A 24,293-nucleotide genomic window follows, 5' to 3' on the forward strand; every position below is an offset into this window, starting at 1 on the left:
AGTGAACTACGTCCCACTGAACGCTGCATTGTTTTTGCTGCTCTATCTCATGCTGGGCATTGGTGCAGCCTGGGCGCAGGCGCCTACGCCAATCGTATGGCGCATGGGCACCTCTTGGCCGACCTCCCTGCCACTCCTGCATGAGTCCGCGGTCGACTTCGCTGAAACGGTCAAAGCCAGTTCCGGCGGACGGCTCGTAATCGAAGTAGTTGATCCTGCTCGACACGGTAAACCTGCCGGACTATTCCAAGCAGTGCGTGATGGCCAGTTCGACTTGGTGCACACGACGGCGCAGTATTACGCCGACGCAGTGCCTGCGATCGACTTTTTCACGGCGGTACCTTTTGGTCTGACAGCCATCGAGGGTCATGCTTGGCTCAACGAGGGAGGAGGCCAAGTCCTGTTCGAATCGCTACTCGCACCCTACGGAATCGTACCCCTGGCGGCGGGCGACACCGGCGTCCAGATGGGCGGATGGTTCGCGCGCGAATTGCGAAGTCCAGAAGATCTGCGTGGCGTTCGCATTCGCGTAGCCGGGTTTCCTGGCCGCGTGTTGGCACGTGCCGGCGCGGTGCCGGTGAACCTGCCGCTCGGACAGATTGCTGCAGCCTTCGCCGAAGGTCGCATCGATGCTGCTGACGTAGTAGGACCCGCAGTCGACGCGCAGTTGCCGCTGGCACAATACGCCCCCTATTACTACGCGCCCTGGCATGAGCCCGACGTAGTGCTGCACGTATTTCTGGACCAGAAGAAATTCACTGCTTTGGCTCCGGATCTCCAGCAGATTGTGAGGCACTCCGCACAGGCCGCTGCACTGCGTTCAATCGCGCGGGCGCAAGACCGAAATGCAGTCGCCATGCAAGGGCTTCAGGCTAAAGGCATTCGCATTAGGCCCCTCCCGCTGAAGATTCTTGATGCGTTGAAGAAAGCGACGACAGAGGAGTTAGAGCTCAGTCGTGCGCGGGATAGCGATGCCGCCCGTGTAATTGACAGTCTGGCTAACTATCGCGCTCGTATTGTTCAATACAGTCGGCAAGCGGACGGTCAGATGATGGATGTACGCTGAACTAGGGCTCTCGGCTGGTGCGCAGTCTCGTTAAACAGACGGCAGCGCTCAGGCCCTCTGTTTATAAAACCCCCACTACGACGGAGGAGATAATCTGCTATTGAGGCGGCTCAATTTCGTCGCGTTGCAAATGTCTCTTCCGCCTGCCATATTGAGTTAGCTCGATTTATCATCCCCTCATTTTTTCCTTTGAGAGTCCGGCTGGGGGGTGTTTCCGCCTGTAGGAGCTGCAGACAACTTCGCTGCCTAAAGGTGGATCCATGTTTGCGGCACGCCTCGATCTCAGGCCGAGCGCCATCTTTCGACCTTGGGCTACCCTTGTCGAATGAGACTCAGACATCTCGAGATCTTCCACGCGGTGATGCGCAGTGGCTCAGTCAGCGGCGCCGCCAATGTGCTGCACCTCTCCCAATCAGCAGCAAGCAAGGCTTTGGTGCAGGCTGAGCACGCGCTGGGCCTAAGCCTTTTCAAGCGCGCCCAGGGGAGACTCTTACCCACCAAAGAAGCGGAAAGGCTCTTTTCCGAAACCACGGTGCTGTTCGCTCATGCTGAGAGCGTGAAACGGGTGGCCCGTGACTTGAAGCGAGACCCTGCAGAACATCTGCGTATAGGTTGTCTGCCTAGCCTCGGCCTTGGACTCATTCCGCGCGCAGTCGCGACATTGCACGCTCGGCATCCAACGGTGTCCATCGATATTGCAACGGCAAACGGGGACGAGCTTGCTGATCAAGTGGTGGCTCAGGAACTAGATCTGGCGGTGTGTTTCGAGCCACCGCCCAAGCAGGGCATGGAAGCACTGTTCCTAGGTAGCGTCCGCACCGTGCATCTCAGTCGTGCAATGCCAGGCGGCTCGCTAGACACGCATCCTGTGCAACTGGAATCTCTCCCGGCGGAAGATTGGATCGGCATCGGGGGAAGTGATCCTCTCGCAGAGCGCATCCGTGACGTCTACGTATCGATGCAACTGCCTGAACCGACGCCCAAAGTTGAAACGCGGACCTACTTCATTGCGGCGGCACTAGCCCGCGAAGGCGTGGGATATACCCTGGTAGATGAGATGACGGCAAGTGTCATTTCCCACGGAATGACCATTAGGCAACTGGAACCAACTATCGAGGTGGGGGCCTTTGCAATCCATCGCGCGGGGGCGAGTCACTCGGCGGCTTTTCACAATTACGTCGACATGCTGCGTGCACAGTTTGCAAAAGGGCGGGAACACATCTGACCCGCCCCCCGGCAAGTATTCCAAAACGACTAGCGGACCCGCTTTTCTTCACTTCCTCTTCGAGCCTGCAGAAGTGACTATTCGGCCTCAAAACCGGATATCACCACTGCATGCCACTCCAATCGCCTCCCTCAACCTCCGCTCTACAGCGTAGCAATGCCTATTGGGACGCAGGCCAGAAGACCACTTTGCTGTCGTGTGTCGGTCGGCATGTGACCGTCATTGGAGCAGGAATCGTCGGCCTGACCAGCGCAGCAGCGCTGGTGCGTGCAGGCTGGAAAGTCACTGTGATCGACGCTGGCCCTGGCGTCGCCAATGGGGCCAGTCGAGGCAATGGTTGCCAACTCAGCTACGGATACGTTGCACCGCTGGCCCAGCCAAGCTTGTTGCCGGAGCTACCGCAGTTGCTATTTGCGGGAGATGCACCGTTGGCCCTACACCCACGCCTGGATATTGCGCAATGGCGGTGGATGACTTCCTTCCTCGCAGCCTGCCGCCGTTCCGTTGCACGGCGAGGCGCACTCGAACTTCTGGCACTCGGTCAACGCAGCCGCGAGCAGACGGAACTTTGGATCGAAGGTAGCGACGCTGCAGCATTGGCGTTCGGCCGGCATGGCAAGTTGGTCCTCTTGCCAGACGCAGCAGCAATGGCAACTGCTCAACGCCAGGTTGACCTGCAAGCCGGCTGCGGACCGGAGCAACAAATGCTGTCAGAAATGCAGTGTCTGCAAATAGAGCCGTCTCTTGCAGCTTTTCGCGGACGGATAGCAGGCGCCGTGTATACGCCTAGCGAATGTGTCGTCGACAGCCATGCATTGTGTATTGATTTGGAACAGCAGCTCGTCAAGCGCGGGGTGACTTTTAAATACGAAACCGCAGTTGCTGGATTTGATCTGGATCGCAGGCGGATATCACGCATTCACACGGCTGCGGGTACGTTGCCAATTGACTGTCTTGTGTTGGCTAATGGCGTCGGTAGCGCTCAACTCGGTCGAAATTTGGGAATTCGCATACCAGTTGAACCGATTAAGGGCTACAGCATTACCGTACCAGTGACCGACGTCGCGCGTGCACCAACAGTAAGCATTACCGATTCATCTCGCAAAATCGTTTATGCACGAGTGGGCTCCAAACTTCGCGTCGCGGGAATGGCGGAATTAGGAACATACGATCTACGCATAAATCCTGCGCGAGTTGATCAACTCATCAATGCCACACGCCATGCATTTGGCGACTCAGTGAATGTAGGGCTTGCTGAAGCGTGGGTCGGTCTACGACCGGCTACACCTGATTCGGTGCCACTGATAGGGCGCTCTCCGGAATACGACAACCTTTATTTGAACGTTGGCCAGGGAGCTCTAGGTCTGACGTTGGCCTTTGGATCCGCAGATCGACTGGCCCTCGCAATGACTTCGCTGGATACCTCATACGATAAATCAAGAACCGTAGTGAGTGCATTTTCTATTCCAAAAAAACTATGAACGATATTTTTATCCCTGACGCAGACGTGGCTCGGGCGATCACGATGGATGACGCCGTCAACGTAATGCATGCGGCCTTTACAGACCTGGGACGGGGCTCCTCCCAGTTGCAAGAGCGCGTGCGCATCTTCGCGGACAACACCTCACTTTCAATGATGGGCGCGATCTACGGCGCTGAACAGGTAATGGGTGCCAAGATCTATCCCACCGTTGCCGGACAGTTCGACTTCGTTATTCCGCTGTTCTCGACAGTGACCGGCAAACTCGTGCGCATAGTGCAGGGTAATCAACTCACCCGCCTACGTACTGCGGCCGTAACTCGGCTAGTAGCAAACATTTCTGTGCGGGCATCTAGTGTTCCGGTCGCGATTTTCGGCAGCGGCATTCAAGCACGCGCACATGCCGAGGCTTTCTGCTTGGGAGGATTCGCCTCGGAAATTTTGGTATGCGCACAAGTCGACGGTGAGGATTTCGTTTCCGACATTCGACGGCGGTATGGTATTGCAAGCCGAACCGTTGAAGCAAAACTGCCGCATCTGAGGCACGTGTAGTTATTACAGCCACTCGAGCGAGCGAGCCACTGTTTGATGGCGCATGGCTGCAGCCCAACACTTTGGTGGCAGCCATTGGTTCGTCTAAGCCTACCACCCGAGAAATTGACGACACCACGCTGGAACGCGCTGCTCGTGTATTAGTGGAATCAGCAGATCAGGCCATGCGAGAGGCCGGAGACCTGGTACTTTCACGAGACCATTCAAGTCTGAAATCGAAAATACTAGAAATTGGCCATCTGATTAATTCTCAATCGTCCGCCGAGAAGGAATTGGAGGGGATAACCGTTTTCAAGTCTGTAGGCGTAGGCATCGCTGATGTTGCCTTGGCTGAAAAAGTACACAAGCATATGCCATTAATTTAAGCATCGAAGCTTTAATATACATCTATCAAAAAATCTATGGAATCAAAGATTAGCCGCCGTCTCAAGCAACCGCTTGCCCAAGAGATTATTCAAAATATTCCACTTCCGCGTCTGACCAGGGAGTTTCACGGAAATTTTGAAATGCTAACGCAGATCAATTTGGCGCACCTGCTTATGCTTGAGGAGCAAGGTGTACTTGATCATGACATTTGCAAGAAGCTTGCGAAGGCTTTAACGCAAATGCATGCTGAAGGGCCGGAAGCGGTTGAACTTGATCCAGCAAGGGAAGAGGCCTATTTCAACTACGAGGCTCACCTTATAAGTCTTGTCGGACCTGATATCGGTGGACGGCTGCACACGGGTCGTAGTCGCAATGACATGGGAGCCACTGTCGATCGGATACGAGCGCGCGACTATGAAATTCGAATTACCCAAGCATTAAAAAATGTCGTTGCTCTTGCAATTTCGAAAGCTGAGGAATTCAGTGATGCAGTCATGCCTGGCTACACACATATGCAGGCGGCGCAACCTATTACGCTAGGATATTATTTCTCTGCACTGGCTGATGCGTGGACACGCGATATTGGCCGTCTACTCAATGCGCTTGAAACAACTGACGCGTCACCCCTAGGCGCCTGTGCGCTTGCAGGCACCTCATTCTCGATTGATCGTTTTTCTACGAGCGCTTTGCTGGGGTTCAGCCAGCCAGTCGCAAGTGCGTTAGATTCGGTCGCATCGCGCGATTTCGTGCTGGAACTCAACGGCGCTTTGACTATCATGATGGTTACTTGCAGCCGAATGGCACAAGACTTTTATATCTGGTCAACACCTGAATTTGGCTATCTGGCTTTTCCAGATAGTGTTTCGACCACCTCAAGCATCATGCCGCAAAAAAAGAACCCAATGGTTCTTGAGTATTTGCGTGGAAAATCAGCGAACTTCATCGGCAACTCAGCATCTGCTTTGAGTGTTGTCAAATCGACTGCATTTTCCCATGCCGGAGACAGCAGTCGAGAAGGAAGTCGAATCTGCTGGGAGAGTTGCGAGGAAGCCTTGCGCTGCCTACAGTTGGTTGAGCTGCTAATAAGGAATGTGGAACTACAGCGCGCGAGAATGGTTGCACGCGCTGCAGAAGATTTTTCAGCGGTCACAGATCTCGCTGATCTGCTGGTCAGGGATGCCGACATCTCTTTTCGTGACGCACATCATATTATTGGAGCCGTCGTCCGCGATGCGATGGATAAAGGGATTACTTCTAAAGGCATCACCGCCGCGATGATATCTAGCGCTGCTGAGGCCCAGATTGAGCGACCCGTACTACTGAGAGAGCAAGCTGTCAGCGAATGCCTTGATCCGGTCAGAAATGTGAATGCACGCAACTCTTATGGCGCACCTGCTCCCCAGTTGGTTCGTGAGCGTGCCGTTCATCAAAGAAGACATCTTGAAGAAAAAGCAAGTGTTTTAGAAGCGGCAGTGAACCGTATTCAGCTAGCGCGGTTGGAGCTATTCAACCGAGCCAATTCTCTAGCGGCAGATGCTGTCAGCGATTCTGCTTCATTTTGAGATTCTCGTCCTTCCCTTAACCTGCAAAAGGAGCTAAGCGCTATGTTTCAGAAAATCACCCTACGACGCGGATTTTCTCCATTCCGCATCGTTCGATATTTCACGTTCGCAGCTACCGTCATGACACTCTGTGCGGGTGCGCAAGCTGCTTGGCCCGAGCGTCCGATCCGCTGGATAGTGCCGGCGGCGGCTTCGGGCGGATCCGACGCCGCAGCACGAGTTATCGCTGATCAATTGAGCCGTAGGCTCGGTCAGCCGATCGTGATCGACAACAAGCCAGGCGCAAGTGGTGCTATCGGTCTGGATGCGATCGCGAAATCGGCGCCTGATGGCTACACCATTGGCACTGCAAATATCACCAACTTTGTGCTGAATCGACAGCTTCGGTCTAGCCTACCCTTTAATCCTGACCGCGATTTTCTACCCATTGCGAAGTTGACAAACCAGCCTAACGTTCTAGTAATCAACAACAGCGTACCTGCTAAAAATCTGAAGGATTTTATTGCGCTGATCAAGAGCAAGCCCGGCGAGCTCTTCTATGGGTCTTCCGGTTCAGGTTCTAGCATGCATGTGGCCGCAGTTTCCCTGAGCCAAGCGAGCGGCCTAAACATGGTGCACATTCCTTATAAGAGTTCACCTGCTGCCAATACCGATCTGATGGGAGGAAGTATTCAAGTCATGATCGACAACCTCAGCACGCTTGCACCCAGTATCCGTGCCGGGAAAGTGCGAGCCCTTGCAGTAACTGCCCCAAAACGATCTACTGTGTTGCCTGACGTCCCAACGATGGCCGAAGCTGGTGGTCCAGATATCCAAATGCTAGCTTGGGGCGGCGTTGTAGCACCCGCGGGTGTTCCGCAACCCATCGTCAAGAAGTTGAGCGATGAAATCATCGCAGTTCTTGCAATGCCGGATGTTCGGGCAAAACTCACTGAAATGGGATACGAAATCGACCCGCAGGGACCTGCTGCTTTTGGAGAGCTGATTGTTCGTGAAAACGTGCGCTGGGGTCAAGTTATCAGGAAAGGCAATATTAAGCCTGATTGATTCAGACAGCTCCCATTCAGAGTAAGTTCCTCGTCTAGTCGCATCGAATCCTCGCGACCGCTGCTTCGCCATCAAACAATCAACCTGATCCACTTGTGTTTATATTCACACGGGATTAGGCGTTTGATAATAAAACGCAATTCGCCCGGTCGCTTTTGACTGCTGGCCCCTAATCATAGGATAATATTATGGCTTTGCGCTATGGTACGTTTGTCGCGTCAGTATTAGCCGCTGCATCTAGCACGGCATCATTTGCTCAATCATCTGTAACCCTTTTTGGTGTTGTTGACGCGGGCATTGCCCGTATGAGTGCCTCAGGCGCGGGACATTCGGCCGGCTTGGTATCTGGTGGTAGCTCGAGCTCCCGACTTGGTTTCCGGGGCACCGAGGATCTTGGAGGTGGTCTGTCAGCAGGGTTTTGGCTCGAAGGTGCGCTCAATAATGACGTTGGTGCTGGCGCGAGCCAGACGACTGGTTTGGACTTTGCCAGGCGCAGCACCGTCAGTCTGAGCAATACGTTTGGTGAATTGCGGATGGGGCGTGATTACACACCTATTTACGTGAATATGATTGCGTACGATACATGGGGACAGCGCGGAGTCGGAACGATTGAGACTACTGGAACTTCCCGTGCAGGAGTTGGCAGTTATGCCAGAACCAGCAATGGCGTGACCTATTTTCTTCCAAAGCGGTTGGGTGGCTTCTCAGGAAGTATTCAGTATGCGTTCGGTGAGCAGTTGTCGACCAAGCAAGCTGTAGCTAATCCAGCGGGCATCTCCACATCCGCAGGCAATGCATCTACTGATAAAACTGGAGACGTTTTCGGTATTTCGGCTGGCTTCGCCAATGGACCATTTGCGATCGGTGTTGCATACACTGCTTTCATCGATGCGGTCCGCACATCGGGCGCGTCTTCTTACGCGGCAGATTACAAGGTGGCTAACATCGGAGCCAGCTACGATTTCGGGTTCGTGCGAACTAAGGCGTTTTATCAGTCGGAATGCATCAACGGTCGCGGTCCGATAGCCGAAGTAAAATCTGATACGTGGGCCTTGGGTGGAGCAGTGCCGCTCGGTTCTGCAGGAGAAATCAAGTCGCAGATCGCGCGATTTAGCCAGAACGCCTCGGCGAACGATCATGTTAAATTGAGCATTGGATATACTTATCCGCTCTCTAAGCGAACTGCCCTTTATGCCGATGTTGCACGCTTGAAAAATAAGGGCGCAGGAACGGTTGCTATAAATAACTTGGGCGGATCTATTGCATCTCCCTCGCCTACGCCAGGCGGCAGCTCCACGGGCTATGTCGTTGGCATGAGACATTCGTTCTAATACTGCCGCTTGCTTCTCCAAGGATTGGCCAGTGAGCGTTAGGGCTCACTGGCTTTTTTTCTTTCATTAAAATTTCCAGTTTGTTTTTTCCAACTCAATCACAACCCTAATTTCGTGTGAGATGATTTATCATCCCATTGTTTTTGGTCTAGACGAAGTCCTCGGTCGCGCCCAAGCACCTCAGGCACACGGGTCCAGGCGGACCCACAGTGCTTGACTAAAGACTTTCGCTTGCGAAACCATCGGCTTGCTGCGGGCAGGTAGGAGACTTGCATAACCAGTCACGAACAGTACCGGCAGGTTCGGACGCTTAGCCCGCATAGCATCGGCGATCTCCCGACCGTTCATCGCGCCTGGCAGCTGAAGGGTGCGGTCACCAACGAAGTCGAATGAGACATGCGAGCCATCTGAACTGCGCTTGCGCAGGAGTCGCCTGCTTTTTTTACAAGCTCGCCCCCCCATCGACGACGAGTTGCAGGCCGGTGATATAGGACGCATCGTCGCTTGCCAAGAACAGTGCAGCGTTCGCAATGTCCCAAGGTGACCCCTGCCGGCCCATCGGGCACCTAGTGTCGCGAAAGCGGTGACCCTCTTCGGCGTCCTCCGCACTGCCGTACAGCCCATCCGCGTGCGGAGTTCGAATCATCCCAGGGATGATGCAATTGCACCGTACTTGATCGCCCGCGTATTGACGAGCGATCACACGCGTCATGTGGTTCAGCCCGGCTTTGGACGTGCTGTACGAGAGGAACTGCATTGGGCTCCACTTCAGACTGGCCGTGGATGAGACATTGATGATCGAGCCGAGCCGCTGGAGCCGCATTACCGGCACTACTGCACGCGCCATCGCCATCGCGCTTTTCAAATTGACGGCCATTACGCGATCCCAGTCATCGTCGGTGACCTGCAGGAGATCGCCCTGTATCTCGATGCCCACATTGTTATGAAGCACATGGATACCCCCGAATCGGGCAGCGGTTTCAGTCACAACTGCATCGACACGGCAAGAGTCAGTAGTGTCCATCTCGATTGCAACGGCCCGCCCGCCTTCGGCTTCGATCAGATCCACGGCGGCCTGGGCCGCCGCCAATGATCGGTCGGTGCAAACCACCATTGCACCCGCTCGTGCAAGGGTGATCGCGCAGGCCGTCCCGTTTCCTACCTGGTCGGGCTTGGTGAATGCTGTCCTCAGCGTGCCGGCCCCGGTAACCAGCGCGACCTTTCCTGCAAGCTTCATAGCTTATGACCTTTCTGCGATAACGTTCCCACTAGGTTAAGCGTTTCTTCGAGTCTCTCAGTACGGGTATCCACCAACTCCCGCACGTGCACTATCCCGCATACTTGCGGAAACGTTTCTACAAGGATGAACAACTGCATGACTTCGGATCAACTACGAGAGGCGCGCCTCCAGACGGTGCGCGATCACATGGCGCTAGAGTGCGTGCAGGACTGGGACGGCGTGATCGCTACCTTCGAGCATCCCCGCTACGAGATGTACGGCAACGGCCAGGTCCACGACGGCGAAGAGGCGGTGCGCGCGTACTTCGACGCGTCCCGGCGCGCATTCCCGGACCAGCAGAACGAAATCATCTCGCTGGCCGCCGACGATGCGACCGACACTGTGCTGGTGGAGTTCTTCCTGACCGGCACCCATTCCGGCGACCTGCAGGTGCGAGAGAAGACCTATGCGCCTACCGGGCGCTCCTTCAAGGTCCGGATGGCGGCCTCGTTCCAATTCGCGCCGGGTTCGGACAAGATCGTCTGCGAGCGTCCCTACACCTCGCCGGACTTGAAGCTCCAACAACTCGGACTTCTGTGAGGAGAACCACGATGGCCCTGCCCACCTCCATCACCGCCCAGGACGCGCTGCTGACCCTTAACATACATGAGGTCGACTTTCTGCCCGGCGCGGCGCCCGGCTACGAGATCGTTCCCCTGTTCCTCGACCGCGAGAACGGCGTCTGGGTTCTCTACGGCAAGTTCCAGCCCGGCACCCGGCTGCCGGCGCACTTCCATACCGGCACTGTCCACTTCTTCACCACCAAGGGACGCTGGAACTACCTGGAATATCCCGACGATCCCCAGCGCGCCGGCAGTTACCTTTATGAGCCCGCGGGCTCGATCCACACGTTCTCCGTGCCAGCAGATGCCAGCGAGGCGGCCGAGGGGTTCATGGTTGTCCACGGCGCGAACGTGAATTTCGACGGCGACAAATTCCTCGGCATCCGCGATGCCGGCGCGATCGAGGACGGCATCCTGAACCACGCACGCGAGAACGGGCGGCCACCGCCCCGGTACTTCACGCCGGGCCCTGCAATGCTCCAGGCGTTCGCGAAGGCGCAGGCATGAAACCCAAGGCGACCATCCGCGACGTGGCAAGAGCGGCGGGCGTGTCCGTCAGCACAGCCTCGCGGGCGATGAACCGTGCGGGACGGGTCAGTGCCGACGCCATCGTCGCCGTCACCCGGGCCGCGCGCGACCTGGGCTACGAGGCCGACGCGGTGGCTCAGAGCATGCGGACCGGCTCGACCGGTGTGGTCGGCATGCTGGTATCGGACTTTGCCAACCCCCTTTACGCCCGGATCATCACCGCCGTCGAGACGCGGCTGTTCGCGGCGGGCACAGCGTTGCTGCTCGCCAGCACACACAACAACGCGCAGCGTGAGAGGACCTTGGTTGATTTGTTCCGCCGCCGTCGCGTGGACGGCCTCATCCTCGGCCCGTGCGAAGCTGAGTCGCCCGAGTACCTCGCGCGGCTCGCCGCCGATATGCCAGTAATAGCACTCGACCGGGATTTCGAAGGCGACAACGCCGGCGTGCATGTCGACCACTATCACGGCGCCCTGCAGGCCACCCGCTACTTGCTGAACCTCGGGCACACGCGCATCGTGCTCATGACGCCCGGCAGCATCCTGCGCCCGGGCCGCGAGCGGATCGCCGGCTACCGGGACGCCTTCGCAGAACGCGGGGTGCCTATCGATCCCACGCTCATCCGCGCGGAGAAGTCCGCCATGGATTTCGCCTTCAGCGAAGCACTGTCGCTGCTGGGATCGTCCGACGCGCCGACGGCCTTCCTGTGCCTGGGCACTCGCATCCTCTCGGGCGTCCTGCTTGCCTTGCGCCATGCGGGTCGCACGATGCCGGAGGACGTAAGCGTCATCAGCATCGGTGACACGGACATGTCGGAATTGTTCAATCCCTCCATCACATCGCTCACCTGGGACTTGCCCGCAGTGGGCACCGCTGCGGCGGAACTGCTGCTTCAACGCCTGAGCGGGCAGACGCCCCCCCGGCATGAACGCCTATTGCTCACCACCCAGCTGGTCATGCGGGAATCGTGTGGACCTCTGGCTCGGGCGGCGACTACCGGCCCGCGCAAGCTGGCTCTGCGCCCAAGCTGAGACGCGGTTCCCGTTCACGTGCGGAACTCCGGCAGGAGACGCGCGCTTTTTGCATACCCAAAAGGAGACAACCCCATGCGCAAGTTCATGACCGCAGCGCTGATCGCGCTGTGCGCCTCGGCCCACGCCCAAGCGTCCGCCGACTATCCGAGCCGGCCCATCCGCTTCATTTCCATCTCGGCGGCCGGCAGCGGCGGTGACACGTTGGTGCGGCTGCTAGCCGACAGGATGGGGCAGCTGCTCAAGACCAGCTTCGTCGTCGAGAACAAGCCCGGCGCAAGCGGCGCGATCGCCACCGAGATGCTGGCCCGGGCCGTGCCCGACGGCTACACCATCGGCATCGGCGGCGCGACCACGCACGTTCTACTGCCTGCGAGCAATCCGAAGCTGCCTTACAACTCAATCAAAGACTTCACTCCCCTGGGTCAAGTCGGCACAGCGTCCATCCTGCTCATCGCGACCAACGACTTTCCTGCCAATAACGTAAAGGAACTCGTGGCGCTGGCCAAGCAATCACCCGCCGCGGTGCAGTATGCGAGCTGGGGAAATGGCTCCACCGGACATTTCTGCGGCGAACTGCTCAAGCTGCGCACACAGGCACAGATGCTCCACATCCCGTACAAGTCGGTCGCTCAGATCCAGACGGACATGCTCGGCGGCCACATCAAGCTTGCCTATGTCGACATGGCATCTGGCTCTCCGCTGGTGAAGGCTGGTCGAGTGAAGGCGCTCGCCGCCTGCACGTCCCGCTCACCCAGCCTTCCCGCTGTGCGTAGCTACGACGAGGACGGCATCGATTTCCAGGGCAAGCGAATGGGCGCGCTGCGCTGGGCGGTCTATGCACCGGCCGGCACACTTCGACCTATCACAGACAAGCTAGCGGCCACACTCAAGGACGTGGTCGCGATGCCGGACGTACAGGCGAAGCTGCTTGAACTCGGCATCACGGCTTCGTTCGTCGCGGGTGACGAACTGCGCGACATGACAGCTGTTGACATAGCAGCGTGGAAGAAGGTCGCCGCGGATGCGGGTATCTCAAATGAGTAAGTTCGCTCAGACCTCAGTTCTGCAATCCGAAGACTCGAATACCGCCGTGGTGGCCCCAATCCTCACAGGGCGGCTGCTCGAAGGCCGCACGGTAGTCATCTCCGGCGCCGCGCGCGCACGTGGCATTGGCAAGGCGACCGCCCGCCTATGTGTCGCCCACGGCGCGCACGTGGCGCTGTTGGACCAGGATGCAGCCGAGGTCGGGCAGGCCGCGAGCGATATCGCGGGAGCGGAGGGCGCGGCGCTCGGCGTGGCCTGCGACGTGACGCGGATGGACGCGTGCGTCCGCGCCATCGCGCAGGTACTCGAATGGGCCGGCTCGCGCGGGCGCATCGACGCGCTCGTCAACAACGCGGCGGTGACGCAGAAGCGGGGCATCGCCGACATCGGCGCGGCCGACTACGACATGGTGACCGACGTGGTGCTGCGCGGCACCCTGCAGCTCACCCAGGCCGCGCTGCCGACCATGCGCGCGCAGGGTCGCGGCAGCATCGTCATGGTGGCTTCGCTGTCGGCGCAGCAAGGCGGCGGCATCTTCGGCGGCGCGCACTACTGTGCGGCCAAAGCCGGCGTGTTGGGCTTCACGCGGGCGCTGGCGCGAGAGTTTGGGCCGGAAGGCATCCGCGCCAACGCCGTCGCGCCGGGACTTGTGCTGACCGACTTCTCTCGCAGCGGTCGCACGGACGAGGAAAAGCATGAGAGCGGGCGTTCCTGGCCACTTGCGCGAGCAGGTCATCCTGACGAGATCGCGAGTGCGTGTCTATTCCTGATGTCCGATCTATCTTCGTACATGACCGGTGCGACGCTCGACGTCAACGGTGGCGCCTACATGCGTTAAAGGAAATGAGACGAGTCTTATGTTTGGACCTGTGCGCCAAGTCGGTTATGTCGTCGAAGACATCGAGCGAGCGATGCTGCAGTGGTCAAGCCTTGGCGTCGGTCCTTGGTTTTACAAGGAAGAAGTTGTGACGACTGAATTCCGCTACAGGGGACAAGAGTCGACCTTGCCGCGACTTTCGATCGCGCTGGCGAATTCGGGAGATCTTCAGCTCGAATTGATCCAGCAGCGCGACGATGCTCCATCGCTTTACCGTGACACCTTGGCCAAACAGGGCGAAAGCGCGCAACATGTAGCCTACTGGACCCGTGACCGGTTCGATGAGTTCTGCGCCATCCTGACCGCACAAGGTTACGAAGACGGGCATAGCGGCCGCATGGGGGCACAGCGTGGACGCTTCGCGTATTTTTTCCATCCCGACCTACCTAGCGCCATGGTCGAAATTTCGGAAAGCACAGGCGGAAAAGCGGAGTATTTTGAAGAAGTTCGCAAAGCAGCTTTTGCCTGGGACGGCAACAACCCTATTCTCAGAATTAGCTAGATTTGATTATCTAAATTTGGCTGTTGCTATATGGCACGGGCTCACGACAAAGAACTCACTAAATTGCCGCAGGATTTATCATCCCCTCTTTTTTTGCAACGACGCCCGCCCGAAGGCACTAAAAGGGAGAACTTTCCCTGTGTGCGATCGACACTACTACGTGGCAGGCACCGGCGTGCCAAGAGCACTCGGAGCTTGCAGCGTCCACGTTGCTGGGCGTAAGGACTGTTGCGACCCAGCCACCCCGAAATGCTCCTGTTGCTGCAGCTAGTTGCGTCGCTCTTGCTTGCCGTTGACGCGCCTATTCAAGTCCTTCGGACGTAGACCTCACAGCAGACCTCAGTCAACGGTTGCCCATACGAGCTTGCGATGGATCTTGCTTTGCATATTTTTGTATGCAAAGATATGCATATGCCTATCGCAAAGCACAACACCCAGGCCCAGGCGGCGTACCAACGCATCAAACACAACATCCTCACCGGGCACTTCAACCAGAAGACCCGCCTCCGTGAATTGGAAGTTGCCGAACTTCTCGGCCTTGGCCGCACCCCCGTACGGGAATCATTGAAGCGCCTGCAGGATGAAGGACTGCTGACGCATGAGCCACGACGCGGTCTGGTAGTCACGTCCTTGGATGCGCAGGGAATTCACGAGCTTTACTCGATGCGCCAGGTGCTTGAAGGTGCGGCCGCTGGGTTTGCCGCACAGCACGCTCGCCCAGCCGAAATTTCGAATATGGAGTCCATCCTGGCTGACGCCGAGGCCGGCGGCGATCCAGTGACGCTGAACTTGGAATTTCATGAAGCCATTTATGCCGCCGCTCACAACCGGCACTTGATCCGTTCGCTGCAATCGGTGACAGATTCGACCTACCTGTTAGGCAAAAGCACATTGACCTCACCCGAACGAGCGCTGACTGCAAATGCCGAGCATGCAGCCATTCTCGATGCCATCCGGCGTCGTGATGCAGAAGCTGCTCGAACGGCAGCTGAGTCGCATATTCAACAGGCTCTCGCATCCCGCCTGCGCCTACTGCGCCAGCGACAGAAGGAAGCATCAGAGCCCTAAGCCAATTGCGCCTGACTGCAAAGATTTCTTTACACATTTATTCAAAGGGGATAATCCCATGCCTGCTTACATCCACGCCAAATTTGCTTCGGTTCGCCGCGGACTCTTGGCAATGGCCTCAACCGCAATCTGCATCTCCGCTCTACCTGCATTTGCCGCCGACCCCTACCCCAATCGCCCAATCACATTGATCGTGCCTTTTGCCGCAGGCGGTGGAACCGACACTATCGCCCGCGATTTAGCAAAAACGCTTGGCGAAAAGCTTGGCGTGGGAGTCGTAGTCGATAACCGCGGTGGAGGTGGCGGCATCATCGGAGCTCAATTCGTGGCAAAAGCACCCGCAGACGGATATACGCTCCTGTTCGCGACATCAACGTTCGTCACCAATGCCGCGACAGCGGTAACACCCTACAAGGTCGACCAAGACTTCACGCCCATCGCGATGTTGGGTCGCGGCCCTTTGATGGTGGTGGCCAATAAACAATTAGGTGTGAGGGATATGGCCGGCCTGATTGCCGTGGCGAAAAAACGCCCAGAAGGCCTGAACTTCTGTTCGGCCGGTCCCGGCAGCATCAATCATCTGGCGGGAGAGTTGTTCCGGCAAAAGACAAATCTTCAGCTGACCCACGTCCCCTACAAAGGCAGTGGCCCAGCAACACTAGACCTGCTAGCCAATCGTGTACAGCTGTTCTTCGCAACTGTGCCCACAATCCTTCCCTATGTAAAAGACGACAAGGTCACATTGCTGGCCGTGACCGGTGCAAGCCGATCGCCTCTGTATCCGCAAGTGCCAACCATGGCCGAATCCGGCGTCAAGGGCTTCGATATTACGACTTGGTGGGGAGTTCTCGCTCCACCTAAGATGCCCCCCGCGCTCGTAGCTCAGTTAAACAAAGCTATCAATGAAGCGACCGCAAAAGGTTCCGTTCAGGAACGCCTGACCAGCGAGGGTGCAGAGACTTTCAGCGGCACTGCTGAGGACTTCCGCAAAACCCTCGGTGCTGAACTGGCGAGTTGGCGCGCGGTCGTTAAGAACGCCGACATTAAATTGCAGTAAGCGAGGTCGACGGTGAACAAGAACAGACATCCCATCCGAACGAACCTCAACCGCCGCAATGCCTTGGTTGCTTTGGCAGTTAGTGGCTACGGCGCCAACAAATTGGTAACCGCCGCGGAATCGTGGCCACAACGCCCCATAACGATCATCGTGCCCTACGCTCCCGGCGGTCAAGGCGATGTGTTCGCCCGCTTGGTAGGCGAGCGTTTGACCACGCAACTTGGGCAGCCGGTCATTGTGGAGAACCGGCCCGGCGCCTCCGGTGCTCTAGGTGCACGTCTTGTCGCTCGCGCGAAGCCAGATGGCTACACGCTGCTACTCGGACAGACGGGGGAGATGGCAGTCAATGGTTCCTTCATGAGGCAGCCGGGCTACGACGCCCTCAAGGACTTCCGCGGAATCGCCATGATTGGTGAAGCGCCGCTCGTTTTGTGTGTACCTGCGTCCGCCCCCTACAACACGGTTGCTGGCCTTGTTTCAGCCGCCAAAGCTGCACCCAGAGGCTTCAGTTACGCCTCGTCAGGTACGGCGACACCTGGCCATCTGGCCGCAGCATCGCTTGCGGTAGCCGCCAAGGTCGATTTGGTCCACGTGCCTTACAAGGGCGCGGGACAAGCCATGGCCGACTTGCTGGGCGCACAGGTGCAGATGTTTTTTCCGAGCGCCTCAGCTGTCATCCCACAGGTCGTTTCAAGCGGCAAGGTGAAGGCATTAGCCGTCTGCAGCGCAAGCCGAATCAACGCTCTGCCGCAGATCCCGACGATGGCCGAGGCTGGCTTTCCACAACTCGCGTTCGGCTTATGGGGAGGGTTGTTCGCCCCGGCCGGTACACCTGACACCGTCGTCGCGCAGCTCAACAAGCTGGTGGGCGAAATCGTCGAGGAACCCAGCCTGCGTAAGCGTCTGGAATCCGAGGGGAGCGCGCTTCCGCGCAAGACGCCGGCCGAAGTCGATGCGATGGTCCGCCGTGACGTGACCCATTATGCCCAGGTCTTGCGCCAAACTGGTATTCAAGCTGAATAATCAGCCTATCTTTAATTCGATTCTATAAAGGTATTTTATGAAAATCGTTGTTTTGCCTGGCGATGGCATCGGACCTGAAACCATGGCTGTTGCCGTGGACGTTCTTCAGACCGTTTCTGAAAGGTTTGGCCTGAATATCTCTTTAGAGCACGACGTTGCAGGTCACGCCAGTATGGAAAAATACGGCACCACAGTAAGACCAGAATTACTGGATAAGGTAAAAGCGGCGGACGCCCTCATGCTCGGCCCGGCATCGGCCTACGAGTACCCCAATCAGATCAACGCGTCTAAGCACTTCCGCAAAGGTTTAGACCTCTACGCCAATATTCGTCCAGCGCGTACTTACTCTGGCATGCCAAATCGCTTCGGCGAATTCGATTTGGTGGTCGTTCGTGAAAACACTGAGGGCTTCTATGCTGACCGCAACATGGAGTCGGGTGGAAGTGAAATCTTGGTGACCAAGGACGTTGCAATTTCTATGCGGCGCATCACGCGACATTGCTGCGAGCGCATCGCCCGGTCTGCCTTCGAATTGGCGATGACGCGACGCAAACGCGTGACCATCGTGCACAAAGCCAGCGTACTTAAGATTTGCGACGGGTTGTTCGTGGAAGTGTGCCGCGAGGTGGCGAAAGAGTATCCTGATGTCGTGGTGGATGACGTCATTGTGGATGCCATGATGGCTTTGGTAGTGCGACATCCACAGCGTTACGACGTGATCGTCACGACCAATATGTTCGGCGACATTCTTTCGGACCTGACCTCTGAACTGTCTGGCAGCATCGGCCTTGGTGGCTCACTCAATGCTGGTAGCGATGCTGCCATGGGACAGGCGGCACACGGGTCCGCACCTGATATCGCTGGTAAGGACATCGCCAATCCTTTCTCTCAGGTACTGTCCGCCGCTCAATTGCTGGGTTGGTTTGGTCAGAAACATGGTAATTCGAGCTTTCTTGACGCAGCACGCTCGATCGAAGAGGCTGTGGAAGCTGCGATTGCGACTGGCGAAGCCACGAAAGATGTTGGCGGTCGCCTTGGCACCGCTGCTACCGGCCAAGCACTGGTAAAACGCCTGCAGGCATGACCACCGCGAGCTTGCCCGCAGGCGCCTGCGACTGCCATACCCACGTGATTGGCCCGCAGGACCTTTGGCCCATGGTTCCAGATCGCAAGTACACCCCCGGGATTGCTACGCAGAATGACCTAAGCAATCACCTGCAGCGACTGGGCTTGCAGCGCGCTGTGATTGTTCAACCGAGCGTCTACGGTACTGACAACCGGTACATGTTGAACGCACTTGCTGCCTCGGGCGGACGAGCTCGTGGGGTGGCGGTGGTAGACGAGAGTGTGGAGGATGGAACTCTTGAAGCCCTGCATACTGCTGGCGTGCGCGGGTTACGAGTGAATCATGAAAGTGCTCACCACTGCGATGCATCTGGGCTGCTTGCCACACTCCGGCGATGGGCTCGTCGCATTGAGGGACTACCGTGGCATTTGCAGGTCTATGCGAGCTGGGACAGTGCTGCGTATACCGCAGCGCACATTGATAGCATTGGCGTGCCGGTTGTCCTCGACCACTTTGCAATGGTGCCGACCGGCACGCCCCGCCGGGATCCACGACTGCAGCAAATTCTGAATGCAGTACGCAGTGGCCAAATCTGGGTCAAATTATCCGGCGCTTATAGAATCGGCGTTGATCAGGACGGCATTACTGATCTAGCGCATGCATATTTGGATGAAAGAATTGATCGAGTTCTATGGGGCAGCGATTGGCCACACACCAACCGTGAACTAGGAAAGACTTCTTTTGAAGTGAGTGCTTATCGGAATATTTCTCCGGAACGTTTGCTTCAGCAGATCGCCGACTGGTTGCCTGGCAAGGCGACACGTGCGGTGTTGGTTGATAATCCCAGAGCACTCTATGAATTCAATTAGGGAAGGTCTGCAAAACCCCTCGTCACTCCGACTGGTGCCGGGCGTGATTGCGAGGGACGATACCGGGCATGGATCAGATCACGCTGGGCCTTGACCCGCTGCCCAAGAAGACCCGCAAGGAAGTCTTCCTCGACGAGATGAACCAAGTCGTGCCCTGGGCTACGCTGGTCGCGTTGATCCAGCCGCACGCGCGAGGCGTGCATCAAGTATTAGGTGGTCGACCGCCGTTCCCCATCGAGACCATGCTGCGTATTCACTGCTTGCAGCTGTGGTGGAACCTGAGCGATCCGGCAATGGAAGAAGAGCTGCATGAGCGTCCGCTGTACCGGCGTTTCGTCGGCCTCGAAGGCGCGGCCCGCATGCCCGACGAGACCACCATCCTGCGCTTTCGACACTTGCTGGAGAAGCAGCAACTCGCGCCGCAGGTGCTGGCCACGATCAACGCCGGCCTGGCCCAGCAAGGCTTGATACTCAAGACCGGCACGGTGGTCGACGCCACGATCATTGCCGCGCCGAGCTCGACCAAGAACAAGGATGGTGAGCGCGATCCCGAGATGCACCAGACCAAGAAGGGCAACCAGTGGCACTTCGGCATGAAGGCGCACATTGGCGTGGACGCGGACTCGGGCCTGGTGCACAGCGTCCTCGGCACGGCGGCCAACGTCAACGATGTGACGCAGGCTGCGGGACTGCTGCACGGTGAAGAGACCGATGCCTGGGGCGACGCGGGCTACCAGGGCGTAGACAAGCGTGACGAGTTCGAGGACAGCAAGTTGCGCTGGGAAGTGGCGATGCGGCCGGGCAAGCGTCGCCTGCTCGATCCTGGGAGCGAACTGGATCGACTGCTGGATAAGGCCGAGAAGCTCAAGGCTAGCATCCGAGCCAAGGTAGAACACCCGTTTCGGCTGATCAAGCAGCAGTTCGGATACGTCAAGGTGCGCTACCGCGGGCTGGAGAAGAACACGGCGCGGCTGACGATGTTGTTTGCGCTGGGCAATCTGTGGATGGCGCGCCGACAGATCTTGGAAACGCAGGGATGAGTGCGCCCGCGATACGGCAGCTGGCCGCGCAAAGGCCCGCAAACGGGCCGATATGGCACTCGAACGCTCGATTCAAGCGCCCGCGGCCGTCTCAAGAATCAGAAACCCCGATCGGAACGAACTCATACGCCATGAACGGGGTTTTGCAGACCTTTCCTTACGGGTTTGATGCTGCCCAGGTCCCCGGCGTCTGTCCGAATACAAGCCAAGAACCTGCCGGCTGCTGCTGCCCCACTCCCGGCTTACTCCAATCGCACACGCCCGCAGGAAAAATCGCACTTAGGCGTGTACGTTCAGCCGAGTTAAAAGCCACTGTATAGTCAGAAAAATTCACAGGTTTCAGTTGACATTTAAGTATATCCCCAGATCGTGGCGCACCTGCGACGATGCGCGGGTCCGCATGTATGGGATATAGCTGATTGCAGCGTGCTAGTGGGTTTAGAGTAAGAGCTTCGTCTATTCGATTGCTGCTTGCGTCCCAGCATGCGTCGCGTGCTGCAGCAGGCTTGGACGCGATAACGCGCGCCGGATAATCTCGACCAGAGTTGTCTGCAATGAGCATGTTCAACCAGTCGTTCATGGTTGTCAATGCCAGTCGCATAGTATTGGGGCCTTTGGCCGGATCACCATCCACCATCCAATAGACCATGTTGTCACGAGAGCCGTTTGCTTTGATCATGCGATCGACCTTTGCGAACGTACGATGTCTTGTATGGATATTTTTATCCAAATCTACATAGTTTCTATACTCGATCATCGGAAGAGTTAGTCGGACCCCTGCATTCAAGCGCCCACTTGCATAAGCGTTGACGATGCCAATCGGATCGGCACTGGATCGATCAATTTTTATGTTTCCATCAACATCAATACCGCCTGCCTTTTCATTCAGATCGAGAAACTGTGCCACAGTAATATCTCCTGAATTCAGAGCACCCAAGCCGTACTGAATTCCTACATTATCGTAAGCCGATCTGGCGAACCCGGTGGCTGGATCTAATCCGAAAGAATTCACATTGTTTGACCAATAATCGCCACGTGCTCCAGCGCGATTTGTTGCCGGGTTGTACCGCAGCGATTGCGAAACTGCAGCATCGAAGTTTCTGTTGGATGGGTTATGCCATGAATTAGCAAAGCCCGACCATCCGCTCAAACATGTCGTGGTATTGTCCGCCGTGACTGAATAGCCGTCGACTTTCGAAATCTGTTGAACCGTCCAACCCAGGGACGACTTATTGTTTGTGAAATAGTTTCCTAGAACCTGACAATCGACAACATCCGACACTATCGAGACCTGATCAGGATATGTGCGAACCGGGATAATGCCATCAAGCAATCCGGGATAATTCTGTGCAATCAAGTGAACCTGCATCGATCCGCCCGAAGATCCTAGCCCGATGGTGAACTTGGGACGTCCGTAATTCTTGATGAAGTGCTCCTTTATCATCGAAGTAGATTCGGCTGAAATAACATCGTCTTGGCCTGTTCCGAACACGTTTCTAGAACCGGTCACCACAGCAAAACCCAGATTCAGCGCATCATCGGTCGTACGTATGCTGTCTTGGGATTGAAGCGCAATAGTCGCATCGTTTCGTCCCGATCGGTAGCCAGGTGAGGCGCCGCCCACATATTGATAGAACAGTTTGCCGTTCCAGCCTGTCCCTGGCTTCTTTCCACCTGTGGACCACGGCTTATTTATCGGATTGGCTGGATCATCAATAATTGCAATCCGATAAATTGTCTCATCAATAGCACCACCTTCCACTCGCACGATAAAATCGACCGTATTTCCATCGATCGTAGTCGTTTTAACCATGTCTGACGGATATGGCTTAGCTAGGTTTGTCAGGGGCGCGAACTTGCCGGACGTGTTCTTATAAAACCATTCCACAACGTTCTGGGCTTTGCAGGGCCCCGTTGCCGGAGGAGCGCCCAATCCTGAAGCTTGAGTTTCGCAGATCCAAGGACGCTGATGGGGACCGGCGAAAATAGGACCGGCTATGTCTGAATTACGAACTGAAATTCTGGCCAAACTAGTACCAGACGCCTGCGAAATTACTTCGATAGAATTTTCTCCAACTCTCAGACCTTCCAATAATGCCACTATCTTTTTAGGGTCTTCTGTACTTTGCAGATTTGAACTGACCTCCGACCCGTTCATCGCCATCTTGAGCGACGTCTTCTCCATGCCCGCTGGCAGAGTCACTTCCACGAGAGTACTGCCGCCCGAAACCATATCTGGACGCGATGAAACTGTCGAGATGGCTACTAAGTTTGACGTTTGGTTGGAGCCGTCACCGCCACCGCAAGCAGCAACTAGTGAAGCAGCTACAGCCGCTGACACATGGTAAAAACTTCTCATACATGTCTCCTGTTGTGAAATCGACGCGCTTGCGTCACGCCGGAGTACGAATCTAAGCGTATTGGCGAAGTACACTTGTTCGTTCGCCGACATTTAAGGTTTGATCAACATGGGGTTAACCCTAGCATTCATGCAGAGTTGAAATTATGGCTTCCGATATTTTCTCAAGTCCCGCAAGGAAATTCCTTAACGAAAGTTCTTGGGTGGCTGAACTTTCGGAAGACGCACGTGAACGCGTTTTTTCCGATGTTCGCGAACAGATTGTCGAGGCTGGCGGCATAGTCGCTAGCAAGGGGAATTCAGCTGCTTCATGGATTGGTGTAGCTGAAGGTCTTTTGAAAATCAGTTCAGTCTATCGGACCGGAAAAGTAGTTATGTTTTCCGGGATCCCTGAAGGTAGCTGGGTGGGAGAAGGCTCTGTAGTCAAGCGAGAGCTACGCCGCTACGACATAGTAGCCATGCGCCTTTCCCGCGTTTTACATCTGCCGGCATCCACATTCAGGTTCTTACTTGATACGAGCATAGAATTCAATCATGCAATCATTTCTCGCCTAAATGAACGGCTGGCACAGTACATCGGCATGATGGAAATAGACAGGTTAAGTGACCCTATAGCGCGTGTCGCTCGCACCATCGCGACTTTGTATAATCCCGTTCTCAATCCTCACATGAGCCCCATATTGCCTTTGTCACAGACCGAGCTCGGTGAACTGATTGGAATGTCGCGACAAAGCGTTAGTGCAGCACTCAAGCAACTAGAAGACAAAGGATTGTTGAAAGCCGGGTATGGAGGATTGATCGTCTTAAAGTTGCAAAGTTTGGCAAATTATCAAGAATTGAGTTGAGCCAAACTTTCGTCCAGACATAGCAGATGTGCCCCGTGGTTGAATTGAACAGATGGGCTGATCGACCATCTATTTTATGAATTATACCTATTAAATATTCGATCGGCTATTCACTCTTGGTGTGCCAATTGATTGCGTGCCGTGCACACCGTGAATTTGCCTTTTTCGCCGCATAGATGGATAACTTAGGCAGTATCCTAAACTCACCTCGCTTTCATTCTCAACGAGAATCAGCGCAAAAATTCTTTCGCCCCTCGGTGCGACCAAGTCGTTCAGAGCGCAAACAGATCTGGAAAGCGATGTGCAGCCAGACGTAGGCGCCGAAGATGAAAACGTACCACACCCATCGTGGTGTGCCGTGCTCTCCCAGTGCCACCGCCATTCCCAGACAGCCCAGTCCAAAGCCGAGAGTGCGCGGCAGGTATATCTGCCTTGGGAGGTGACCTGCACGCTTTCGGCGGTCTAACGGATAGGAGGTGGTCATGATTTCTTCGTTGAATCACAAACTAC

At 56.3% G+C, this 24,293-nt stretch carries 24 protein-coding genes; 21 read left to right on the top strand and 3 right to left on the bottom strand.

Features of this window, described 5'->3' with window-relative positions:
* Position 1 precedes the first annotated feature (1 nt).
* The 8 genes from dctP (at position 2) to QZ500_RS18350 (ending at position 8,629) form a co-directional block, all read left to right on the top strand.
* Positions 2 to 1,066: a TRAP transporter substrate-binding protein DctP gene (gene dctP, locus QZ500_RS18315; RefSeq protein WP_295857317.1), complete on the top strand. Its 1,065-nt coding sequence runs from the start codon at positions 2 to 4 to the stop codon at positions 1,064 to 1,066.
* Positions 1,067 to 1,391: 325 nt separating this feature from the next.
* Complete coding sequence (locus QZ500_RS18320; protein ID WP_295857318.1) at positions 1,392 to 2,291, top strand: LysR family transcriptional regulator; 900 nt, start codon at positions 1,392 to 1,394, stop codon at positions 2,289 to 2,291.
* Positions 2,292 to 2,503: 212 nt separating this feature from the next.
* Positions 2,504 to 3,772, top strand: coding sequence for a D-amino acid dehydrogenase (locus QZ500_RS18325; protein ID WP_295857319.1), 1,269 nt, complete (start codon positions 2,504 to 2,506; stop codon positions 3,770 to 3,772).
* Entirely contained in the window at positions 3,769 to 4,323 is a 555-nt protein-coding gene (locus tag QZ500_RS18330; RefSeq protein ID WP_295857320.1) for a hypothetical protein, read from the top strand. The genes QZ500_RS18325 and QZ500_RS18330 overlap by 4 nt, the downstream gene beginning before the upstream one ends.
* Before the next feature lie 29 nt (positions 4,324 to 4,352).
* Positions 4,353 to 4,688 (top strand): hypothetical protein, encoded by a 336-nt coding sequence (locus QZ500_RS18335; protein ID WP_295857362.1) that lies wholly within the window; start codon positions 4,353 to 4,355, stop codon positions 4,686 to 4,688.
* 36 nt (positions 4,689 to 4,724) lie between these two features.
* Complete coding sequence (gene argH / locus QZ500_RS18340; RefSeq protein ID WP_295857322.1) at positions 4,725 to 6,251, top strand: argininosuccinate lyase; 1,527 nt, start codon at positions 4,725 to 4,727, stop codon at positions 6,249 to 6,251.
* Positions 6,252 to 6,293: 42 nt separating this feature from the next.
* Complete coding sequence (locus QZ500_RS18345; protein WP_295857323.1) at positions 6,294 to 7,298, top strand: tripartite tricarboxylate transporter substrate binding protein; 1,005 nt, start codon at positions 6,294 to 6,296, stop codon at positions 7,296 to 7,298.
* Positions 7,299 to 7,486: 188 nt separating this feature from the next.
* A complete protein-coding gene (locus QZ500_RS18350; protein ID WP_295857325.1) occupies positions 7,487 to 8,629 on the top strand; it encodes a porin in 1,143 nt (380 codons plus the stop codon).
* A 442-nt stretch (positions 8,630 to 9,071) separates the two neighbouring features.
* On the opposite strand, the gene QZ500_RS18355 is transcribed toward QZ500_RS18350, so the two are convergent.
* The gene (locus tag QZ500_RS18355) at positions 9,072 to 9,866 is read right to left on the bottom strand and encodes an SDR family NAD(P)-dependent oxidoreductase (protein WP_295857327.1); all 795 of its coding nucleotides are present in this window, start codon (positions 9,864 to 9,866) and stop codon (positions 9,072 to 9,074) included.
* A 138-nt stretch (positions 9,867 to 10,004) separates the two neighbouring features.
* Here QZ500_RS18355 and QZ500_RS18360 point away from each other — a divergent pair, with 138 nt between their 5' ends.
* The 12 genes from QZ500_RS18360 (at position 10,005) to QZ500_RS18415 (ending at position 20,579) form a co-directional block, all read left to right on the top strand.
* The gene (locus QZ500_RS18360) at positions 10,005 to 10,448 is read left to right on the top strand and encodes a nuclear transport factor 2 family protein (RefSeq protein WP_295857328.1); all 444 of its coding nucleotides are present in this window, start codon (positions 10,005 to 10,007) and stop codon (positions 10,446 to 10,448) included.
* A gap of 11 nt (positions 10,449 to 10,459) precedes the next feature.
* A complete protein-coding gene (locus tag QZ500_RS18365; protein WP_295857330.1) occupies positions 10,460 to 10,978 on the top strand; it encodes a 2,4'-dihydroxyacetophenone dioxygenase family protein in 519 nt (172 codons plus the stop codon).
* Positions 10,975 to 12,030, top strand: a complete 1,056-nt coding sequence (locus QZ500_RS18370; protein ID WP_295857332.1) for a substrate-binding domain-containing protein — start codon at positions 10,975 to 10,977, stop codon at positions 12,028 to 12,030. Before QZ500_RS18365 ends, QZ500_RS18370 begins: the two co-directional genes overlap by 4 nt.
* Before the next feature lie 75 nt (positions 12,031 to 12,105).
* Complete coding sequence (locus tag QZ500_RS18375) at positions 12,106 to 13,077, top strand: tripartite tricarboxylate transporter substrate binding protein (RefSeq protein WP_295857333.1); 972 nt, start codon at positions 12,106 to 12,108, stop codon at positions 13,075 to 13,077.
* Positions 13,070 to 13,915, top strand: a complete 846-nt coding sequence (locus QZ500_RS18380) for an SDR family NAD(P)-dependent oxidoreductase (protein WP_295857335.1) — start codon at positions 13,070 to 13,072, stop codon at positions 13,913 to 13,915. The genes QZ500_RS18375 and QZ500_RS18380 overlap by 8 nt, the downstream gene beginning before the upstream one ends.
* 19 nt (positions 13,916 to 13,934) lie before the next feature.
* Positions 13,935 to 14,456, top strand: coding sequence for a VOC family protein (locus tag QZ500_RS18385; RefSeq protein WP_295857337.1), 522 nt, complete (start codon positions 13,935 to 13,937; stop codon positions 14,454 to 14,456).
* A gap of 369 nt (positions 14,457 to 14,825) precedes the next feature.
* Positions 14,826 to 15,524, top strand: coding sequence for a GntR family transcriptional regulator (locus tag QZ500_RS18390; protein WP_295857339.1), 699 nt, complete (start codon positions 14,826 to 14,828; stop codon positions 15,522 to 15,524).
* Positions 15,525 to 15,636: 112 nt separating this feature from the next.
* Complete coding sequence (locus QZ500_RS18395) at positions 15,637 to 16,581, top strand: tripartite tricarboxylate transporter substrate binding protein (RefSeq protein WP_295857364.1); 945 nt, start codon at positions 15,637 to 15,639, stop codon at positions 16,579 to 16,581.
* 12 nt (positions 16,582 to 16,593) lie between these two features.
* On the top strand, positions 16,594 to 17,604 hold the full coding sequence (locus QZ500_RS18400) for a tripartite tricarboxylate transporter substrate binding protein (RefSeq protein ID WP_295857342.1): 1,011 nt from the start codon (positions 16,594 to 16,596) through the stop codon (positions 17,602 to 17,604).
* 37 nt (positions 17,605 to 17,641) lie between these two features.
* Positions 17,642 to 18,688 (top strand): isocitrate/isopropylmalate dehydrogenase family protein, encoded by a 1,047-nt coding sequence (locus QZ500_RS18405; protein WP_295857344.1) that lies wholly within the window; start codon positions 17,642 to 17,644, stop codon positions 18,686 to 18,688.
* The gene (locus tag QZ500_RS18410) at positions 18,685 to 19,539 is read left to right on the top strand and encodes an amidohydrolase family protein (protein ID WP_295857346.1); all 855 of its coding nucleotides are present in this window, start codon (positions 18,685 to 18,687) and stop codon (positions 19,537 to 19,539) included. The genes QZ500_RS18405 and QZ500_RS18410 overlap by 4 nt, the downstream gene beginning before the upstream one ends.
* Before the next feature lie 68 nt (positions 19,540 to 19,607).
* Positions 19,608 to 20,579 carry an IS5 family transposase gene (locus QZ500_RS18415; protein ID WP_295857348.1) on the top strand — a complete coding sequence of 324 codons (972 nt, stop codon included), beginning with the start codon at positions 19,608 to 19,610 and terminating at the stop codon, positions 20,577 to 20,579.
* 157 nt (positions 20,580 to 20,736) lie between these two features.
* Here the strand turns inward: QZ500_RS18415 and QZ500_RS18420 are convergent, their stop codons facing one another.
* On the bottom strand, positions 20,737 to 22,938 hold the full coding sequence (locus QZ500_RS18420; RefSeq protein WP_295857349.1) for a DUF6351 family protein: 2,202 nt from the start codon (positions 22,936 to 22,938) through the stop codon (positions 20,737 to 20,739).
* 146 nt (positions 22,939 to 23,084) lie between these two features.
* On the opposite strand from QZ500_RS18420, the gene QZ500_RS18425 reads away from it, so the two are divergent.
* On the top strand, positions 23,085 to 23,783 hold the full coding sequence (locus QZ500_RS18425) for a Crp/Fnr family transcriptional regulator (protein ID WP_295857352.1): 699 nt from the start codon (positions 23,085 to 23,087) through the stop codon (positions 23,781 to 23,783).
* Positions 23,784 to 24,003: 220 nt separating this feature from the next.
* Here QZ500_RS18425 and QZ500_RS19600 read toward each other — a convergent pair whose 3' ends face one another.
* Positions 24,004 to 24,267 carry an MASE2 domain-containing protein gene (locus QZ500_RS19600; protein ID WP_366763529.1) on the bottom strand — a complete coding sequence of 88 codons (264 nt, stop codon included), beginning with the start codon at positions 24,265 to 24,267 and terminating at the stop codon, positions 24,004 to 24,006.
* Between the last annotated feature and the right edge of the window lie 26 nt (positions 24,268 to 24,293).

It is taken from the genome of uncultured Xylophilus sp. (assembly GCA_913776965.1).
In the GTDB taxonomy this organism is placed as follows: domain Bacteria; phylum Pseudomonadota; class Gammaproteobacteria; order Burkholderiales; family Burkholderiaceae_C; genus Xylophilus.

What these genes read in the sequence shown, in the direction of transcription:
- QZ500_RS18320 (WP_295857318.1), top strand. Translation starts at nt 1,392, where the DNA reads ATGAGACTCAGACATCTCGAGATCTTCCACGCGGTGATGCGCAGTGGC.
- QZ500_RS18330 (WP_295857320.1), top strand. Translation starts at nt 3,769, where the DNA reads ATGAACGATATTTTTATCCCTGACGCAGACGTGGCTCGGGCGATCACG.
- argH (WP_295857322.1), top strand. Translation starts at nt 4,725, where the DNA reads ATGGAATCAAAGATTAGCCGCCGTCTCAAGCAACCGCTTGCCCAAGAG.
- QZ500_RS18345 (WP_295857323.1), top strand. Translation starts at nt 6,294, where the DNA reads ATGTTTCAGAAAATCACCCTACGACGCGGATTTTCTCCATTCCGCATC.
- QZ500_RS18350 (WP_295857325.1), top strand. Translation starts at nt 7,487, where the DNA reads ATGGCTTTGCGCTATGGTACGTTTGTCGCGTCAGTATTAGCCGCTGCA.
- QZ500_RS18355 (WP_295857327.1), bottom strand. Translation starts at nt 9,866, where the DNA reads ATGAAGCTTGCAGGAAAGGTCGCGCTGGTTACCGGGGCCGGCACGCTG.
- QZ500_RS18360 (WP_295857328.1), top strand. Translation starts at nt 10,005, where the DNA reads ATGACTTCGGATCAACTACGAGAGGCGCGCCTCCAGACGGTGCGCGAT.
- QZ500_RS18365 (WP_295857330.1), top strand. Translation starts at nt 10,460, where the DNA reads ATGGCCCTGCCCACCTCCATCACCGCCCAGGACGCGCTGCTGACCCTT.
- QZ500_RS18370 (WP_295857332.1), top strand. Translation starts at nt 10,975, where the DNA reads ATGAAACCCAAGGCGACCATCCGCGACGTGGCAAGAGCGGCGGGCGTG.
- QZ500_RS18375 (WP_295857333.1), top strand. Translation starts at nt 12,106, where the DNA reads ATGCGCAAGTTCATGACCGCAGCGCTGATCGCGCTGTGCGCCTCGGCC.
- QZ500_RS18380 (WP_295857335.1), top strand. Translation starts at nt 13,070, where the DNA reads ATGAGTAAGTTCGCTCAGACCTCAGTTCTGCAATCCGAAGACTCGAAT.
- QZ500_RS18385 (WP_295857337.1), top strand. Translation starts at nt 13,935, where the DNA reads ATGTTTGGACCTGTGCGCCAAGTCGGTTATGTCGTCGAAGACATCGAG.
- QZ500_RS18390 (WP_295857339.1), top strand. Translation starts at nt 14,826, where the DNA reads ATGGATCTTGCTTTGCATATTTTTGTATGCAAAGATATGCATATGCCT.
- QZ500_RS18395 (WP_295857364.1), top strand. Translation starts at nt 15,637, where the DNA reads ATGGCCTCAACCGCAATCTGCATCTCCGCTCTACCTGCATTTGCCGCC.
- QZ500_RS18405 (WP_295857344.1), top strand. Translation starts at nt 17,642, where the DNA reads ATGAAAATCGTTGTTTTGCCTGGCGATGGCATCGGACCTGAAACCATG.
- QZ500_RS18410 (WP_295857346.1), top strand. Translation starts at nt 18,685, where the DNA reads ATGACCACCGCGAGCTTGCCCGCAGGCGCCTGCGACTGCCATACCCAC.
- QZ500_RS18415 (WP_295857348.1), top strand. Translation starts at nt 19,608, where the DNA reads ATGGATCAGATCACGCTGGGCCTTGACCCGCTGCCCAAGAAGACCCGC.
- QZ500_RS18420 (WP_295857349.1), bottom strand. Translation starts at nt 22,938, where the DNA reads ATGAGAAGTTTTTACCATGTGTCAGCGGCTGTAGCTGCTTCACTAGTT.
- QZ500_RS18425 (WP_295857352.1), top strand. Translation starts at nt 23,085, where the DNA reads ATGGCTTCCGATATTTTCTCAAGTCCCGCAAGGAAATTCCTTAACGAA.
- QZ500_RS19600 (WP_366763529.1), bottom strand. Translation starts at nt 24,267, where the DNA reads ATGACCACCTCCTATCCGTTAGACCGCCGAAAGCGTGCAGGTCACCTC.